Source organism: Paraburkholderia solisilvae, from assembly GCF_902859875.1.
In the GTDB taxonomy this organism is placed as follows: domain Bacteria; phylum Pseudomonadota; class Gammaproteobacteria; order Burkholderiales; family Burkholderiaceae; genus Paraburkholderia; species Paraburkholderia solisilvae.
On the sequence record NZ_CADIKF010000048.1, the window covers coordinates 1 to 16,238 of the forward strand.

Below are 16,238 nucleotides of genomic sequence, written 5' to 3' on the forward strand. Positions count from 1 at the left end.
CGACGCCTGAACGCCGGCCGCGCCCGCTGCTGCCGCGGTGGCCGCGCCGCGCGTCGCGTCGCGTCTTGCGCCATCGGACGAACGTAGGCGATCAGCCGGCCGCGCCGTGTCCGACTCACCGCGCAGCCATCCGGCGGGCGCAACCGGCTCGGCGGGCGTGCGTCCGGCAGTGGGCTGCACGAGCCGCGCGTTCAAGCCGCCGGCCTTGCCATTCACCGCGTCATCACGCACGGCGCCCGGCGTGCTTTTGCCGCCGCGCGTCGTGGCGGGCGGCTGCCAGGCGGTCGGACGCGTATAGCGTCCGGTCGAACGCGGCGCGATCGGCTTTACATGGCGGGCGGCAGATGCGGCCGGCGCATCGTCCTGCGCGCGACGGCTGCGCCGTTGCGCGCCGCCCATGCCGGGCAGACCGAGCCCGAATGCGGCATCGGCCCACGACAGCGCGCTCGACCAGCGAAAGCCGAGCAGCCACGGCAGGCTCACCACGAGTAGCGCGAGCATCGCGAGCGGGGTGCCGACGTGGCCGAGCAGATGGCCGACGCCGTTCGCTAGAGCATGCCCGGCCCGGTCGACGCCCGCGATATCGACAAGCGACGCTTCGAGCCCGCAACTCGCGATCATCACGCACACGAAGCCGAGCCACAGCCGGATCGTGCCCGGACCGCGCAGACCGGACCCGCCCGGCAGCACCGATTTCACGAGGCGCCAGACGAGCGGGATCAACCAGACAGTCGACCCGCCGAACCCGCTGAAAACTACCGTATGCATGCTAGACATCGACGATTGACGGACGCGCCGCAGCGCAACCCGCCGAGTTTAAACTGACGAAGCGGCGTCCTTCGACGGCTAACGCAAATTTGCGACGCGGCGACGGCGTCATTGATCGCTGCGCGCGAACATCAGCGTGTCGCCGTTCGAGAGGATCAACTGCAATTGCTGCGGCGGGCGCATTTGCACGCCGGTCTTGTCGATATGCGCAAGCGCGTCGAGATAGTCGCCTTCGAGTTCGCCGCCGGTTCCCGCGCATGCCATGCGCGTGCCCGCGAGCGGGCCGAAGCTCAGCTTGCCGTCCCTCAGCGTGTAGGTGCCGGTATAGCGGTTGCAGCCGGAAAAACCGCTTGCGCGGCGCTGCCCGTTGGCCGTCGAGAGCGTCAATGTGAGCGGCGCGTCGCCGGCGCTGCCGGCCTCGCTGTGCGGCACGACGCGCGCCGCGCCGTTCGCGTGCGTCCAGGCGGCAAGCTGCCAGCTCGTGTTGTCGAGCAGTTGTGTGGCGGAGGGCTCGAACGGGTCCGGTGGCGGCGCGTCCGTATCGTTGTGCTTCGGCATCGCACACGCGGCCGCCAGGGCCGCGGCCGCGATCAGCGCGGCGCTGCGGCGCACCCGCGCCGCACCGGATGCACGGCGGATCGCGCCGGCGCGCGTCGCGCTCACAGCAAGAAAACATGCAACGCGTCGCGCAGCGGACGTGAGGACCATGGCGTCGTTCCTGTCGAAACTGGGGAAGGCGTAAGGGTAACGCACTACGCCGCGGGCAAGCGAGTGCGCATGACATGCGCGCGCATCATCGATGGCGCGCGGCCGTCGCGCGCCACCACGCGCGTGAGCCTCGACGCGCACGCGTTCTCGCACGTCGCGGGCGCGGCGGCGCATGTTAACATCGGCGCACCCTTTCCATCCACTCATCGCACTTCCTCGGAGCTTCCATGACCGGCCAACGCATCGGCACGCCCCTTTCTCCAACGGCCACGCGCGTGATGCTGCTCGGCGCGGGCGAACTCGGCAAGGAAGTGATCATTGCGCTGCAGCGCCTCGGCGTCGAAGTGATCGCGGTCGACCGTTATGCGGATGCGCCGGGCCATCAGGTCGCGCACCGCGCGCATGTGATCGACATGACCGATCCGGCGGCGTTGCGCGCGCTCGTCGACAAGGAGCGGCCGCATCTGATCGTGCCGGAGATCGAAGCGATCGCGACCGACGCGCTCGCGGCAATCGAAACCGACGGGCTTGCCGAAGTGATCCCGACCGCGCGCGCGACGCAGCTCACGATGAATCGCGAAGGCATTCGCCGTCTGGCCGCCGAAGAGCTCGGCCTGCCGACCTCGCCGTACGCGTTTGCCGACTCGCTCGACGAACTGAAGGCGGGCATCGCGAAGGTCGGTTATCCGTGCGTCGTGAAGCCGGTGATGTCGTCGTCGGGCAAAGGGCAGTCGGTCGTGAAGCGCGCCGCCGATGTCGAGCCTGCCTGGGAGTACGCGCTGGCCGGCGGCCGTGTGAATCGCGGGCGCGTGATCGTCGAAGGCTTTATCGATTTCGACTACGAGATCACGCAGCTGACCGTGCGCGCCGTCGATCCGTCGAGCGGCGCGACGCGCACGTATTTCTGCGACCCGATCGGCCACGTGCAGGTGGCCGGCGACTATGTCGAATCGTGGCAGCCGCAGCCGATGAACGCGGTTGCGCTCGAACGCACGCGCGAAGTCGCGCACAAGGTGACCGAGGCGCTCGGCGGCCGCGGGCTGTTCGGTGTGGAACTCTTCGTGCGCGGCGCTGACGTATGGTTCTCGGAAGTGAGCCCGCGTCCGCACGACACGGGGCTCGTTACGCTCGCGTCGCAGCGGCTCTCGGAATTCGAGCTGCATGCGCGCGCCATTCTCGGCTTGCCGGTGGACACGTCGCTGCGCGCAGCGGGCGCATCGGCGGTGATCTACGGCGGGCTCGATGAGGCCGGCATTGCATTCGAGGGCGTCGCGCAGGCGCTCGCGGTGCCCGGTTCGGACCTGCGTCTGTTCGGCAAGCCGGAGAGCTTTGTGAAGCGGCGCATGGGCGTGGCGGTCGCGACCGGCGCGACGATCGACGAAGCTCGCGCGCGGGCGAAGCAAGCCGCGGCGGCCGTGCGCCCCGTATCGGCGAAGTAGCCTTGTCGTGACCGTGCCCGTGCCCGTGCCCGTGCCCCGCCCGCGCATGCTGTGGCGTGCGGGGTGGTTCGCGAGGCCCACGGCGAAGCGCGGCCGCGCTTGCGCAACCGGCATGTTCAGTTCATGCGCATGCGCTGTGGCGAGGTCTGTCCAGGTTTCATCGCAGGTATTCGACGACGCGGGGTATTCGATGATGAACAGGTTGATCCGGCATTGTGTTCCGGCTATCGCCGCGCTCGCGGTGCTCGCCGCGGCCTTGCCGTGTAGCGCGGCGCAAGCCGCCGCGCCGCGTTTCGGCGACCTGCGCACGAAGCACCCGCGTACGCAGAAATACACGTGCGCGACCGGGCGCACGTTCAACGTCACGTATCTGAGCGCGGCGAACGGGCAAAGCTTCGCAGTCGTGCCGGTGAAAGGGCAGCAGATGCTCTTCGTCAACACGCTGTCCGGTTCCGGCGCGAAATATCAGGCGGGCAGCTACACGTGGTGGACCAAGGGTACGCGCGCCGACCTTTACGATGCGATGTCCGGACCCAACGCGCCGCCGGTCCTGTCCGATTGCATAACGATCGTTCGCTAGCCGGGAACGCGCGTGATGCGCGCCTGTCACGCCATTGTCGCAAGCAGGGACCAGTCTTACTGCGAGCGGTGCGCCCGCGGGCGTCGGGCCGCGGCTGGCCGCGCAAAGCGCGCATCCGGGCGATGGGCGTCGAGGTGCTACAATAGCGCCCTTTGCGGCGGGTGTGTGCGCCGTCCGGAGCCGGGCCGATTCCGCTCGCCGGGCTGCCTGGCCGCTTCGACCGCCCGCTTTGCGCCGGGTCATCCGGCGCGTTTCCCGCATATCGCGGCTCCGCCTTCATCGTGACGCTTCCGGCGGCGCCGGCCGCTTATGCAAGCAGTCAGCAATAGTCAAACGGTACGCAAGCCTGCTTGAGGCCGATGCAGGGCCAGCGTAGGGCCGGTGTTTGCGAGGCCGCCGTTCAGGTCAGTTCAAGGGCCGTGTGCCCTCGCGCGCAGGCGCATTTTTAGCGAAAGCCACCATGTCCGACACAGTTGCCATTCCCAGCACCGCGACCTTCGATCAGTTCGGCCTGTCCGCCGACATCCTGAAAGCCATCGCGGAGCAGGGCTACACGACGCCGACGCCGATTCAGGAGCAGGCCATTCCGGTCGTGCTCGGCGGCCGCGACGTGATGGGCGCCGCGCAAACCGGCACCGGCAAAACCGCGAGCTTCTCGCTGCCGATCATCCAGCGTCTGCTGCCGCTCGCCAGCACGAGCGCGTCGCCGGCGCGCCATCCGGTGCGCGCGCTGATCCTCACGCCGACCCGCGAACTGGCGGACCAGGTGGCCGCGAACGTGCAGGCATACGCGAAGCACACGTCGCTGCGCAGCGCGGTGGTGTTCGGTGGCGTCGATATGAATCCGCAATCGGCGGAGCTGCGGCGCGGCGTCGAAATCCTGATCGCCACGCCGGGGCGTCTGCTCGATCACGTGCAGCAGAAAACCACGAATCTCGGCCAGGTGCAGATCCTGGTGCTCGACGAAGCGGACCGCATGCTCGACATGGGCTTTCTGCCCGACTTGCAGCGCATCCTGAACCTGCTGCCGAAAGACCGGCAGACGCTGCTCTTTTCCGCGACGTTCTCGGGCGAGATCAAGAAGCTGGCGGCCACGTACCTGCGCGATCCGCAGACCATCGAGGTCGCGCGCAGCAACTCGACGGCGACCAACGTCACGCAGGTCGTCTACGAGGTCGCCGAGGGCGACAAGACCGGCGCGGTCGTGCAACTGATTCGCGAGCGCAACCTCAAGCAGGTCATCGTGTTCTGCAATAGCAAGATCGGCGCGAGCCGGCTCGCGCGGCAACTCGAACGCGACGGCGTGGTCGCGACCGCAATTCACGGCGACCGTACGCAAAGCGAGCGGATGCAGGCGCTCGACGCGTTCAAGCGCGGCGAGATCGAGGCGCTCGTCGCTACCGATGTCGCGGCGCGCGGGCTCGATATCGTCGAGCTGCCGGCGGTGATCAACTTCGACTTGCCGTTCAACGCGGAAGACTACGTGCACCGGATCGGGCGCACGGGCCGCGCGGGCGCGTCGGGCGACGCGCTGTCGCTGTTTACCGCGCACGAGCGCAAGCAGTTGCAGGACATCGAAAAGCTGATCAAGCGGCCGCTCACCGTCGAGCGGCTCGCGGTCGACGTGCCGGTGCGGCACCATCACGAAGAGCGGGGCGCCCGGCGCGGCCGTGACGAACGCGATGAGCGCGGCGGCAGCCGGCGCCGTGCGGGCGGCGGCTTCGAGCGCAGCGGTACCGCGCATGCGCATCGTCAGCCGCCGGTCGACGATTTCTTCCTCAAGCCGTACGAGCCGTCGCCCGGCGCGCTATCGGCGGCGTCCGCGAAACGCGACGAGGTCGAAGGCATGCCGCAGAAGCCGGCATCCAAACAACCGCTCGCCGCGCTGCTGGGCGGCTTCGGCATGCCGCGCAAGAGTCCGTCCTCGTCCTGATCGCCTGCTGATCACGCCGTCCATGGGTCCGCGCGAGTACGCGGACCGGACGTCTCGCTTTTCTCCCCATCGTTCGCATGACGGCCACGGCTGCAACCGGCTGGTTGCGGCTGCGTGCGATTGTCAAATGTATCTGCGCATTTTCGTACGCGTGCGCGAAACATCCGGTGCGCGGGCGGAATATTGTTCATCGCCCGTTGTTGTGACAGACGAAGCGGCTCGCATCTGACCGCGCGCATCGCGCGGGACGTGTCGACACAGGCGAGCCAATCGTTCAGTCCATCCGGAGGCAATTCATGACCATCGGCAAACAGGCAGTCGTCATCGGTGCGGGTATCGGCGGCCTCGCGGCCGCGCAGGCGCTCATTGGCAGCTTCGAGCGAATCGTGTTGCTCGAACGGGACCACGCGTCCGGCGCGGTCGAACCGCGTGCGGGCGTGCCGCAAGGGCGGCACGCGCATGCGTTGCTGCCCGGCGGCGCGAAAGCGCTTGATGCATTGTTCGACGGCTTCTCCACGGCGTTGCGTGACGCAGGCGCCCGATATTCCGACCTCGGCCTGAAGATGCAATTCGAGTTCTCCGCACAGGATTCGGTGCCGGAGGGGGCGTTAGGCATTCCGCTGCTCAAGTGCACGCGTCCGCTGATCGAGTCGGTGCTGTTGCGCTTCCTGAATCAGCGCAAGGAAATCGCCATACTCGACGGCCGCCGTGTCACCGGGATTGTGGCCACGCCGGACGGCCAGTCCGTCGCGGCGGTGCGGTGCGAAACGCGCGACGGCATGCACGAAACGCACGACGCGGATCTCGTGGTGGATGCGTCGGGTCGCGGCAAACCGACGCTCGATTTCCTGCAGGCAACCGGACGTTCCGCGCCGGAAGAAACCGCGTTCCGCATCGATTTCAGCTACACGACCGCGATCATCGAGTTTGCCGACGGCGAACGGCCCGAATTCGACGTGTTGAGAACGATGCCGGCTCCGCCGCACAATCCGCGACAGGGGCTGCTGCTCGCGCGCGAGGACAATTGCTATTTCGCGTCGGTCGGTTCGCGCGGCGCCGACGTGCCGCCCGGAGACTGGCCGGGATTCATCGAATTCGCGGCGGGGCTGCAGACGCGCTCGCTGCACGACCTGTTCAAGCGGGCGCGCTTGCACGGCAAGCTTGTCCAGTACGCGTTTCCGGAGAATCGCCGCAGGCATTTCGAACGCTGCGAAAACTGGCCGCGCGGATTGATCCCGTTCGCCGACGCGATCTGCCGCTTCAATCCGATCTACGGACAAGGCATGTCGGCGGCCGCGGTGGAGGCGGAGCGATTGCGCGATGTGCTCGCGAGCCGCCGCGACGGCCAGCATGCGGGTCACCCGCTCGACGGACTGTTCGAAGCGTTCATGCAGAAGACGCTGCCGGCGCTCGACAATATCTGGATGCTGGCGGTGATGCCGGATTTCGCATTTCCCGAAACGCAAGGCGCGCGGCCGGATAAATTCGAGGAAAGCCTGAAGTTCAACGGCATGCTGCAGCGCGCGGCCTGCATCGACGTGGATATCCGCAAGCTGTTGTTCGAAGTGATGGCGCTGCTCAAACCATCGACGGAACTCAGAACGGAGGCGGTCGTCGAGAAGGTCAAGCGCCTGTGCGCGGAATTCGACGCGGCGAAGACGAGCCTCGAGGCATAAACGCGCGCGCGGAGTCGGGCGGCCCATGTCGGCCGCCTGGGTTCGCGCTGCTTTTTGCGTTGTTTTTTTGGGCTGCTTTTTTTTGCCGCTTTTTTTAGCCCGATCGTCAGGACTGCCCTGCCGGCGCTGCGCTGTCAGGGCGATCGTCCAACGAGTCTTCCGGTAGCTTGTCTGAGACTGCTGGTCAGAGACTGTTTGTTCGATCTTCTCGCGAGACCGTTCGTTTATCCGGCCGCCCGTCTGAGCGCCGGCTGCCGCGCCGGGGTCACCACGACCGTGCAGGTCGTGCCGGCCGACAGCAGCACGCCGTCGGGCACCGCATCGATCCGGATACGCACCGGCACGCGCTGCGCGAGGCGCACCCAGTTGAAGGTCGGGTTCACGTCGGCGAGCAGTTCGCGGCTTTCCGGATTGTCGCGATCGTAGATGCCGCGCGAGATGCTTTCGACGTGTCCGCGCAGCACGCCGCCGCTCATCAGCCGCATTTCGGCCGCATCGCCGACCTGCACGTGCGGCAGCTTGGTTTCCTCGAAGTAGCCATACACCCAGAACGAATGGCTGTCGACGATCGCCAGCTTCGCGCTGCCCGCAATCGCATAGTCGCCGCGGTACACGTTCAGGTTCGTCACATAGCCGTCGACGGGCGCGACGACGCGCGTGCGCTCGAGGTTGAGTTTTGCCGCATCGAGCGCGGCGAGCGCCTGCTGGTACTGCGCCTGCGCGGCATTCGCGGTGTGCGATGCATTCTCGCGGCTTTCCTTCGAGACGACGAGGCTGTCCAGATCGGCGCGGCGCTTCGCGTCGTCCAGACGCATCTGCAGCTCCGCCTTGCGCGCGGCGACCGCGGCCTGCGCCTGCTCGACGGCGATCTGATAGTGCGACGGGTCGATCTGCATCAGCAGATCGCCTTTCTTCACGAGCTGGTTATCGCGCACCGGCAGTTCGACGACGGCGCCCGACACGTCCGGTGCGATGTTGATGACTTCGGCGCGCACGCGGCCGTCGCGGGTCCACGGTTCGTCCATGTAGTGGACCCACAGCGCGCGGCCGATCAGCACCGCGACGGCGAAGATCGCCACGGTCGCGAAGAAGCCCAGAAGGTTACGGATGGTCATGGTTCGACTCTGATCAACGATAAACGGCAAGGCCGAGCGCGCCGCATATGCAGACGAGCAGGCTCGCGCGGAACAGCGACGGATGCCACACGACGCTATACACGCCGAAGTACGCGAGCATCCGGTCGAGCGCCCAGGTCAGCACGGCGCCCAGAAAAAACAGCACGATCATGGCCGGCATGTACGCATCGAGAATGGCGACTTCACGAGGCATGGCGAGCTCCTGGTGTGGCAGGCGGTGGATCGCCGGCGCACCGGCCGTTGCCGGCCAGTGTCGCGAGCGGCGATTGAGGGTCGAGCAGCGCGCTGCGCACGAAGTGCGCATGGCTCAGAATGCGTTGCAGCCGATGGCGCTCGTCGCGCAGCGGCTCGACCTCGGCGAGCATCTGCTGCACGGCGCCGATCGCGTCGCCGGTCGCGGCGAGTGCGATATCGAACCGTTTCGCGGTGGGCTTTTCGAACAGCCGGCCGACCTCGTCGCGCATTGCCCGCAGCTTCACGCGCCACGGCATCTTGCGCGCATAGCGCGGGTCGGGCGGCAGATCCGCAATCTCGCGGCGCAGGTCGATGATCGCGTTGCCGACCTCGAGCACCGCGAACAGCCAGCGCAACGTGGCGCGCTTGACCTCGGGCTCGTCGGCCGCGAGTGCGTTGATCTGGAACATCAGGTCGCGCGCGCCGCTTTCGAAGCGCGTGCGCAGCCGCGACGCATGGCCGCGGCAGCCGGCTACCACCTGGCGGCGCAGATCGACGAGCAGCCGGTTGCGCAGCCATGGCGTCGACGGCGGCAACAGCACCGCGAAGGCGACCGCGGTGACGAGTATCGACAGCACGAGCGCGAGCGCGTCGTTCATGAACGTCATCGGGTCGTAGATCTGGACATTGTCCGGGCCTGCGAGAAAGCAGAAGAAGATGCAGTAGCCCATCCCATAGCCGGCGAGCGCCGGACGCGTCGTCATGAATACGCCGAGCGCGAGAAACGGCGCGAGCGCCGCGCATAGCATCGGGAAACCGTCGATGCGCGGATAGAAGCCGAAGGTGACGATGATCGCCATCAGCGATGCCAGCGCGGTGCCGAGCGCCATTTGCCACGCCGTGCGCGGCGGGTTCGGCGACGACGACGCAAGCGCGCAGATGGCCGCCGCGTTGAGCGTGAGCGTCGTGCCGCTCGGCCACGCGGTGGCGATCCAGAACCCGCCGAGCACGCACATCACGATAGCCGCGCGCAGGCCCGAGATACCGGCCGTCAGCGGATTCGTTTTCGGTTCGTAGTGCTCGATCCAGCGTTCGCGCGCATGGCTCGGCACGGCCAGCGACGCATAGGTGGCCGTGTACGCGTGCAGGTCTTCGACAAAGCGGTACAGCAGTTCGGACGCGGTGTCGAAGTCGAGCAGCGGTTCGTCCGGATGCACGGCGAGCTCGGCGCGCGTCGCGCGGATGCGCGCGGGCAGCGCCGCCTTGTACGCGTCGAGCTGTTGCGCCGCATAGGTCGCATCGGCCGCCGTGCGCACCGGCTCGCCGGACTGATGGCGCAATAGCGGCGCGATTTCGCGGAAGTACGGCTCGAGCGCATCGATGGTCGCCCACGCGCTCGCCTGATGCAGACGGTTCATCAACTGGTGCAGCGCGTGAAAGCGCGTCGACGCGGCCATGAATTCGCTGTTCAGGCGCGACAGCCGGCCGCCGCGCATGCGCGACTCGGGGCTCTCGAACACGGCCATGCTGCGCATCGCTTCGAGGCCGACGATATCGGCGATAAAGCGCGCGTTGGTCGCTTCGATCTGCGCGCGCTCGATGTGGCCGGCGAGCACGCTGCCGACATAGTCGACGAACGAGCTGAAGCGCGCACGCACGGTGGTGCGCAACAGATCGCCGGTGTGTTGGGGAAACACGAGCGCGCTGAGCGTGCCCGCGCAGACAATCCCCAGCAGCACTTCGGATACACGCGTGAGCGCCGACAGCAGCGCGCCGTCCGGATGCTGCGACGCGGGGATGCCGATCAGCGCGGCGGTGTAGCCGGCGAGCACGAAGCCGTACGAGCGGAAGTTGCGATTGCGCGCGGCGCCCGCGGTGCAGATGCCGACCCACAGCGCGGTCGACAGGATGAATAGTTCCGGTTGCTGCGGAAAGAGGCCAAGCAGCGCGAGCATCACGACGAGCCCAACCAGCGTGCCGCAGATCCGGTAGAAGCTCTTCGCGAACACCGCGCCGCTTTGCGGCTGCATCACGATAAAGACGGTCGTCATCGCGGTGCGCGGCTGCGGCATCTCGAGTTTCATCGCGATGCCGAGCGCGAGGAACGCGGCCGCGAGCGCTTTGAACAGGTACAGCCAGGTGCGGCCGTCGGTGCGCGCCCAGTCCGCGAACGCCGCGTAGAGCGCGGGCAGCGACCAGCCGGCGGGTTGAACGGGAGACGAAGTGGACATGTCGGGCGGCTCCGCGGTCAGCGCGCGTTCGCGTTGGCGATTGCGTTGGAGGTGGCCGCATCGAGCGGTGCGGCGGGCTGCGTGACAGGCTGTACAACGGACTGTGTAGCGGACTGTGTAGCGGGCTGTGTAGCGAACTGTGTAGCGCCGGGCTGTGTCACGCGCTGCATAAGGGGCTGTGCGCCGGCCTGGGAGGCAGGCCGTTTCGTGCCCGGCGTGTCGGCTTGTGCGGCCGGCCTTGCCGCACTGCCCGCGTTCATCGTGCTTCCGGTCGTGCTTCCAGCCGCAGCCGCTGGCGCCGGGGCGGCGGTCGAATGTGCAGCAGCGGCGCCGGCGCGCGCGCCTTGCGCCGCTTTGCCGCGTCCGCGTGCGGGAAAGGTGTCGGCTTCCGCAGGCCCGTCGGCGGGTTCCACGAGACCGCCGCCGAGCGCCGCGACGAGTGTCGCGCGCACGGTCAACCGATCGGCCTGCACGCGCGCGACGCCCTCCTGCGCATGCAATTGCTGGCTTTGCGCGATCAGCACGTTCACGTAGTCGGTGAGGCCGCGCCGATAGCCTTCGCGCGCAAGCTGATAGTTGCGGGTTGCGATATCGACCGAGCGCTGCGCTTCCTTCGCTTGCGTTTCGAGCGAGCGCATCCGCACCACCTGATCGGATATCTCCTTGAGCGCGCTGACGATGGTCTGGTTGTACTGTTCGGCGGCTTCGTCGTAGCCGGCCGACGCGACGCCCAGTTGCGCGCGCAACCGTCCGCCGTCGAGGATCGGCAGCGACAGGGCCGGCCCCGCGGTCCAGCTGCCGTTCTGCGCGTGCAGGAACTGGAAGAACGGCCCCATCGCGGCAAAGCCGCCAACCGACGCGAGCAGATCGATATCCGGATAAAAATCCGCATGGGCGACGTCGATGCCGCGCGCCTGCGCCGCGACCGTCCAGCGTGCGGCGACCACGTCGGGACGATGGCCGATCAGCGCGGCGGGCAGCGTCGACGGCAGGCCCGCTGGGCCGGATAGCGCAAGCTGCGGCCGCGTGATCGCGTCGCCCGCGCCGGGCCCCTGGCCGGCGAGCGCGGCCAGCTGGTTGCGATCGAGCGCGATGTGCTCGTCGAGCGCATCGATGCGGCGCTCGTACTCGGGCAGCGGCGTTTCGGCTTGCGTCACCTCGAGCTGCGTGCCAAGGCCGCCCTGCAGCCGGCGGTTCGCGAGCGTGGCGACCTGCTGCTGCTGCGCAAGCGTGCTCGTCGCGATGTCGAGCAGTGCGTAGTTCATCGACAGATCGATATACGCGCGCACGACGTTCACTTCGAGTTCGAGCTGCGCGGCGCGCGCGTCGGCGGCGCGTGCGTGGGCGAGGTCGAGCGCGGCCTCGGCGGCGTTCTTGTCGCGGCCCCACACGTCGAGGTGATACGACAGGTTGAGCGACGCGGTGTTGTTCCAGGTGGTCTGGTCGCCGAGCGGACCGGGGCCGTAGTACACGTTGTCGGGCCAGTGCTCGCCCTGAATCGACATGTTGCCGTTGACTTGCGGCGACAGCGCAGCCGCGTTCACCGCGGCGAGCGCCTGCGCGCTGCGCACGCGCGCCTGCGCAACCGCGAGCGTCGGATTGCCCGCGAGCGCGGCGGCCACCCAACTGTTCAGTTGGGGATCCTGGTAGGCCTGCCACCAGTCGACGGCAGGCCATTTCGCATCGATGTCGGCCGCACGGATCGCGGCGCCCGCGTCGAGCGACATCGGGTCGGTGCCGTGCGCTTGCGGCGCGACGTTTCCGGGACTCGCGCAGCCGGCAATTATTAGCGGGATCGCAAAAACCGCGAGCGCGGCGATCCCATTTCTCACCGGACACTGCACGATTGCCTCCCTGATTGACTATGAAACGGTATGTGCCATTATATTTTTCAGCAGATTAATGAATAACCGGTAAAGGTGTAACGGATCCTTACGGAAACTGAGATAATCGCCGTTACCGTTTGTGCAACAATCGGCTGCAAAGGTAGTCAAGGATCGACATGGATACGATTCAGAACATGCGCGTCTTTGTCCGCGTCGTCGAGGCGGGCAGTTTCACCGGCGCCGCGCAGCATCTCAATACGACCACGGCTTACGCGTCGCGGGCTATTTCGGACCTCGAAGCGCATCTGCGCACCCGCTTGCTGAACCGCACCACGCGCCGCATCGCGCTCACCGAAGCGGGCGAGCGCTACTTGCAGCGTTGCGAGCAGATTCTCGCGTATGTGGATCAGGCCGAGGCGGAGGCGAGCGATGCGCATGCGCGTCCGTCCGGCAAACTGAAAATGCACGCGATGACGAGCTTCGGTCAGCACTACGTCGTGCCCGCGGTAGGCGGCTATCAACAGCTGTATCCGGAGGTGCATGTCGAACTGACGCTCGCGCAGCGGATGCCCGATCTGCTCGACGAAGGCTACGACGTCGCGCTCGTGCTCGCGCAGCATCTGCCCGACTCGGGGCTGGTGTCGCAGCGTCTGGGCGGCGCGTTCAGCATCGCGTGCGCGTCGCCCGCGTATCTGGAGCGCAACGGCGTGCCGCAGACGCCCGCGGATTTGCGCAAGCATGTGTGCCTGCGGCTGATCACGCCGATGTTCCCGACCGACGAGTGGACCTTCGACGGCCCGAACGGGCGGGAGACCGTCGCGCTCGGTCCGGCGACGTTTCAGGTGAACGTGGCGGAGGCGCAGGCGGTCGCGGTGCGCGAAGGGATGGGCGTCGGCCTCGTGCCGATTTTCTCGGCGATCGCCGGGCTGCGCAGCGGCGAACTGATGTGGATCCTGCCCGAGTACACGTCGCAGGAGATGAATCTGTACGCGCTCTATGCCTCGCGCCAGTACCTCGACGCGAAGATTCGCACGTGGATCGAATATCTGCGCGATACGCTGCCCGCGACGCTGGCGCGCAATCAGGCCGAGTTACGCAAGTTCGCGCGCACCTGAGCGTGGCCGGTCCCATACGATGGGGCTTCCGTACGATGTTACAGATGCGCGTTGCGCCGCAACACTTCTTTACTTTCCCCGCGAACCGGTTTTGCTAACGTGGAGTCCATGCCGCTGTCGCCGGGCTGGAACGAGGCGGCGCACGCCGCACCTTGCCACGAAGAGGGAAACATGGATACGCATCTGATGATCGGTGTCGCCGTTATTGCCGGACTGATTGTTGTCGCCGCCTCGCGCGACGTGCTGCGCCGTTTGCGGCCGCAACCGCGGCTCGTGCCGGTCAAGACGGGCGCGATGAAGCCCGCGCGCAAGGATGATGCAAGCAGTCTTTGAGTCTCACGGTTTTTTTGAGTGCTGTTTTGTGCGTGCGACCGAATCATGCGTGCGTTCGCATTCGATGTCACGTTCGAGCCGCGCGCGACGTACCGCGTCGTTCAGATCTCCACCACCTTGCGCCAGCTGAACTGCTCGTTTTCGTATTGACGCGTGCGCAAATCGAAATAGCCGCGCGGATTGCACACGACGCGCGTGCCGTTCTCGACGTAATCGAATGCGGTGTGCGTATGGCCATGAATCCACAGCGAGACGGGCGCGCGCACGAGGTCCGGCAAGTCGCTGACGAAACCCGCCGACACGCGGTCATTCGCGTAGTGCTCGGCGAGGCTGCGCCGATGCGGCGCATGATGCGTGACCACGATCGTCTTGCCGGCGAACGGCTTCGCAAGTTCAGCGGCTAGCCACGCGCGCGCATGCTCGTGCAACGCGAGTGAATCGGCGGGTGTGAAATGGCGAGGCGCGCTGCGTCCGGTAGCGACGGCCGGCGTGCGTGCGGCGCCTGAATCTGGCGCTCGGGCGCGGTCGATGCGCTCGCCGGCGCGTGCTTCTGCGGCCAGCTCGCCGGCGAGATCGCGTGCCGGGTCGCTCCACGCGAGCTGGATCAGGCCGCGATAATCGAGCATCGCGCGTTGAGCGGCCGCCATCGATACCGTGCGCGCATCGGGCTGGGCGCCGTACAACGCGAAGTCGGTCCATAGCGTCGTGCCGAGCACGCGCCAGCGGCCTTGCGCGTCGACGAGCGCCGCGTTGTTCAGGAAGTGCACGTTGTCGACCGAATGCGCGGCGTCCTGCATCGCCGTTTCGAGCGCGCCGAATTCGCCGTCGTAATACTCGTGATTGCCCGGCACATACACCACCGGCACGGCGCCGTCGAATGTTTGCGCGGCCCAGCGCAACCCTTGCGCGTGATTGTGAATGTCACCCGCGAGCACGATGAGATCGGCGTCGGCGTGGGGTATGACGTCGGGCTCGTCGCATTCGAGGTGCAGATCGGACAGCACGCGAATTTTCATCGAGACGGCTCCATGTGCCGCGTGCGGGCGGCGGGTTCGGGTTCCACGATTGCAGCCGGCCGGGCTGGCACGGTGCTCGCGTGACGCGGCGACGCGGGCGATGTGTCTAGCGTAGCACCTTGGGGCGCTGCGCCCGCGTGATGCCGGTGCGCGATTTGTGCGTTATGCGGCAAGCGCGCCGCGTGCTTGTCAGACCGCCTTTTTCGCGCGCCGCGCAGCCCGTTTGAACGGTGCGACATACGCGAGCGCACAGCCGAAAAACACCAGCGCGAGCACGACTTCGAGCCACGCGAGCGACGCGCTCGGACCACGGTCGCTCATGCCGCGCACGATGCCTTCCATCAGATACAGCAGGACGAGCATCGATGCCCACTGCAGCGTGTACAGACTGCGGCGCCACACGCCCGGCAGCGCAAGCAGAAGCGGCACGGCCTTCAACACCAGCGCGGAGCCGCCTGCGCGCAGCGGCGCGACGCGCCATTCCCATGCGACACACAACGCGATCAGCAGAATGAGTGCGGCGGATGCGCCGTATGCGGCGTACGCTCGCGGCGCGGGCGCGGGCGACGGGGACGAGGGGGCGTGGATCGTCATACGGTGCGCTCGCTCATCTTCTGTGCCTACGGACGTTCGGTCATCGACGCCGCAGTGCGCGCGATGCGGCTGCCAAGCGCAATGGCGAGCGCTTTTTCGTCGGCGGAAATGCCGTGCGCGGCGGAATCCGCGCGCGCGTGATGTGACGCGCCGTACGGCGAGCCGCCGGTTTGCGTCGTGTTGAGCAGGCTCTCGGTGTACGGGATGCCGAGGATCAGCATGCCGTGATGCAGAAGCGGCAGCATCATCGAAAGCAGGGTGGTTTCCTGGCCGCCATGCAGACTGCCGGTCGACGTGAACACGCAGGCCGGTTTGCCGGCGAGCGCGCCGGACAACCACTGCGGCGTCGTGCCGTCGAGAAAGTATTTGAGCGGCGCGGCCATATTGCCGAAGCGGGTCGGCGAGCCGAGCGCGAGGCCCGCGCATTCTTCGAGGTCGCGCAATTCCACGTAGGGCGGGCCTTCGGCGGGGATATCCGGCGCGCTTGCTTCGCACACCGTCGAGACCGGCGGCACGGTGCGTACGCGTGCCTGCATGCCGGACACGCTGTCGATGCCTTGCGCGATCGCGAGCGCGAGTTCGCGTGTCGCGCCGTGCCGGCTGTAGTAAAGCACAAGGATGTCTTTCATAGGCTGTTTATAGTGAACGGGTATTATAGGGGCTGGGTCCCGCGCTCACGCTACATAACCGGCATGGCGGCGTCACGGAG

15 protein-coding genes are annotated in these 16,238 nt (G+C 67.1%); 6 read left to right on the forward strand and 9 right to left on the reverse strand.

All coding sequences use genetic code 11. The features are described 5' to 3' along the window. Both HV675_RS24580 and HV675_RS24585 read right to left on the reverse strand, forming a co-directional pair. Positions 1-768 (reverse strand): DNA translocase FtsK 4TM domain-containing protein (locus tag HV675_RS24580; RefSeq protein WP_175114059.1); only part of this gene is annotated, 768 nt, incomplete at its 3' end. Positions 769-876: 108 nt separating this feature from the next. Then, the gene (locus tag HV675_RS24585; RefSeq protein ID WP_175114060.1) at positions 877-1,476 is read right to left on the reverse strand and encodes an META domain-containing protein; all 600 of its coding nucleotides are present in this window, start codon (positions 1,474-1,476) and stop codon (positions 877-879) included. Between the two features lie 227 nt (positions 1,477-1,703). On the opposite strand from HV675_RS24585, the gene purT reads away from it, so the two are divergent. From purT to HV675_RS24605, 4 genes are all read left to right on the forward strand, one after another. After that, positions 1,704-2,915 (forward strand): formate-dependent phosphoribosylglycinamide formyltransferase, encoded by a 1,212-nt coding sequence (gene purT, locus HV675_RS24590; RefSeq protein ID WP_175114061.1) that lies wholly within the window; start codon positions 1,704-1,706, stop codon positions 2,913-2,915. A gap of 193 nt (positions 2,916-3,108) precedes the next feature. Then, a complete protein-coding gene (locus tag HV675_RS24595) occupies positions 3,109-3,495 on the forward strand; it encodes an MliC family protein (protein WP_175114098.1) in 387 nt (128 codons plus the stop codon). Positions 3,496-3,955: 460 nt separating this feature from the next. Next, positions 3,956-5,428, forward strand: coding sequence for a DEAD/DEAH box helicase (locus HV675_RS24600; protein ID WP_175114062.1), 1,473 nt, complete (start codon positions 3,956-3,958; stop codon positions 5,426-5,428). A 296-nt stretch (positions 5,429-5,724) separates the two neighbouring features. Continuing rightward, a complete protein-coding gene (locus tag HV675_RS24605; RefSeq protein WP_175114063.1) occupies positions 5,725-7,104 on the forward strand; it encodes an FAD-dependent oxidoreductase in 1,380 nt (459 codons plus the stop codon). Positions 7,105-7,328: 224 nt separating this feature from the next. Here the strand turns inward: HV675_RS24605 and HV675_RS24610 are convergent, their stop codons facing one another. The 4 genes from HV675_RS24610 to HV675_RS24625 are packed head-to-tail and all read right to left on the reverse strand — an operon-like array spanning position 7,329 to position 12,489. Next, entirely contained in the window at positions 7,329-8,219 is an 891-nt protein-coding gene (locus tag HV675_RS24610) for an efflux RND transporter periplasmic adaptor subunit (protein WP_175114064.1), read from the reverse strand. Between the two features lie 13 nt (positions 8,220-8,232). After that, complete coding sequence (locus HV675_RS24615; protein WP_175114065.1) at positions 8,233-8,433, reverse strand: DUF1656 domain-containing protein; 201 nt, start codon at positions 8,431-8,433, stop codon at positions 8,233-8,235. After that, positions 8,423-10,645 (reverse strand): FUSC family protein, encoded by a 2,223-nt coding sequence (locus HV675_RS24620; RefSeq protein ID WP_175114066.1) that lies wholly within the window; start codon positions 10,643-10,645, stop codon positions 8,423-8,425. Before HV675_RS24620 ends, HV675_RS24615 begins: the two co-directional genes overlap by 11 nt. Before the next feature lie 17 nt (positions 10,646-10,662). Continuing rightward, entirely contained in the window at positions 10,663-12,489 is a 1,827-nt protein-coding gene (locus tag HV675_RS24625) for an efflux transporter outer membrane subunit (protein ID WP_175114067.1), read from the reverse strand. Positions 12,490-12,647: 158 nt separating this feature from the next. Here HV675_RS24625 and HV675_RS24630 point away from each other — a divergent pair, with 158 nt between their 5' ends. Beyond that, entirely contained in the window at positions 12,648-13,586 is a 939-nt protein-coding gene (locus HV675_RS24630; RefSeq protein ID WP_175114068.1) for a LysR family transcriptional regulator, read from the forward strand. Positions 13,587-13,637: 51 nt separating this feature from the next. Then, positions 13,638-13,919 carry a hypothetical protein gene (locus HV675_RS24635; RefSeq protein ID WP_175114058.1) on the forward strand — a complete coding sequence of 94 codons (282 nt, stop codon included), beginning with the start codon at positions 13,638-13,640 and terminating at the stop codon, positions 13,917-13,919. Positions 13,920-14,020: 101 nt separating this feature from the next. Here HV675_RS24635 and HV675_RS24640 read toward each other — a convergent pair whose 3' ends face one another. From HV675_RS24640 to wrbA, 3 genes are all read right to left on the reverse strand, one after another. After that, positions 14,021-14,935 carry a metallophosphoesterase gene (locus HV675_RS24640; RefSeq protein WP_175114069.1) on the reverse strand — a complete coding sequence of 305 codons (915 nt, stop codon included), beginning with the start codon at positions 14,933-14,935 and terminating at the stop codon, positions 14,021-14,023. Positions 14,936-15,124: 189 nt separating this feature from the next. After that, the gene (locus HV675_RS24645) at positions 15,125-15,529 is read right to left on the reverse strand and encodes a DUF2069 domain-containing protein (protein WP_175114070.1); all 405 of its coding nucleotides are present in this window, start codon (positions 15,527-15,529) and stop codon (positions 15,125-15,127) included. A gap of 26 nt (positions 15,530-15,555) precedes the next feature. Then, entirely contained in the window at positions 15,556-16,158 is a 603-nt protein-coding gene (gene wrbA / locus HV675_RS24650; RefSeq protein WP_175114071.1) for an NAD(P)H:quinone oxidoreductase, read from the reverse strand. Between the last annotated feature and the right edge of the window lie 80 nt (positions 16,159-16,238).

Coding starts and splice junctions, on each gene's coding strand:
- HV675_RS24585 (WP_175114060.1), bottom strand. CDS start 1,476: ATGGTCCTCACGTCCGCTGCGCGACGCGTTGCATGTTTTCTTGCTGTG.
- purT (WP_175114061.1), top strand. CDS start 1,704: ATGACCGGCCAACGCATCGGCACGCCCCTTTCTCCAACGGCCACGCGC.
- HV675_RS24595 (WP_175114098.1), top strand. CDS start 3,109: ATGAACAGGTTGATCCGGCATTGTGTTCCGGCTATCGCCGCGCTCGCG.
- HV675_RS24600 (WP_175114062.1), top strand. CDS start 3,956: ATGTCCGACACAGTTGCCATTCCCAGCACCGCGACCTTCGATCAGTTC.
- HV675_RS24605 (WP_175114063.1), top strand. CDS start 5,725: ATGACCATCGGCAAACAGGCAGTCGTCATCGGTGCGGGTATCGGCGGC.
- HV675_RS24610 (WP_175114064.1), bottom strand. CDS start 8,219: ATGACCATCCGTAACCTTCTGGGCTTCTTCGCGACCGTGGCGATCTTC.
- HV675_RS24615 (WP_175114065.1), bottom strand. CDS start 8,433: ATGCCTCGTGAAGTCGCCATTCTCGATGCGTACATGCCGGCCATGATC.
- HV675_RS24620 (WP_175114066.1), bottom strand. CDS start 10,645: ATGTCCACTTCGTCTCCCGTTCAACCCGCCGGCTGGTCGCTGCCCGCG.
- HV675_RS24630 (WP_175114068.1), top strand. CDS start 12,648: ATGGATACGATTCAGAACATGCGCGTCTTTGTCCGCGTCGTCGAGGCG.
- HV675_RS24640 (WP_175114069.1), bottom strand. CDS start 14,935: ATGAAAATTCGCGTGCTGTCCGATCTGCACCTCGAATGCGACGAGCCC.
- HV675_RS24645 (WP_175114070.1), bottom strand. CDS start 15,529: ATGACGATCCACGCCCCCTCGTCCCCGTCGCCCGCGCCCGCGCCGCGA.
- wrbA (WP_175114071.1), bottom strand. CDS start 16,158: ATGAAAGACATCCTTGTGCTTTACTACAGCCGGCACGGCGCGACACGC.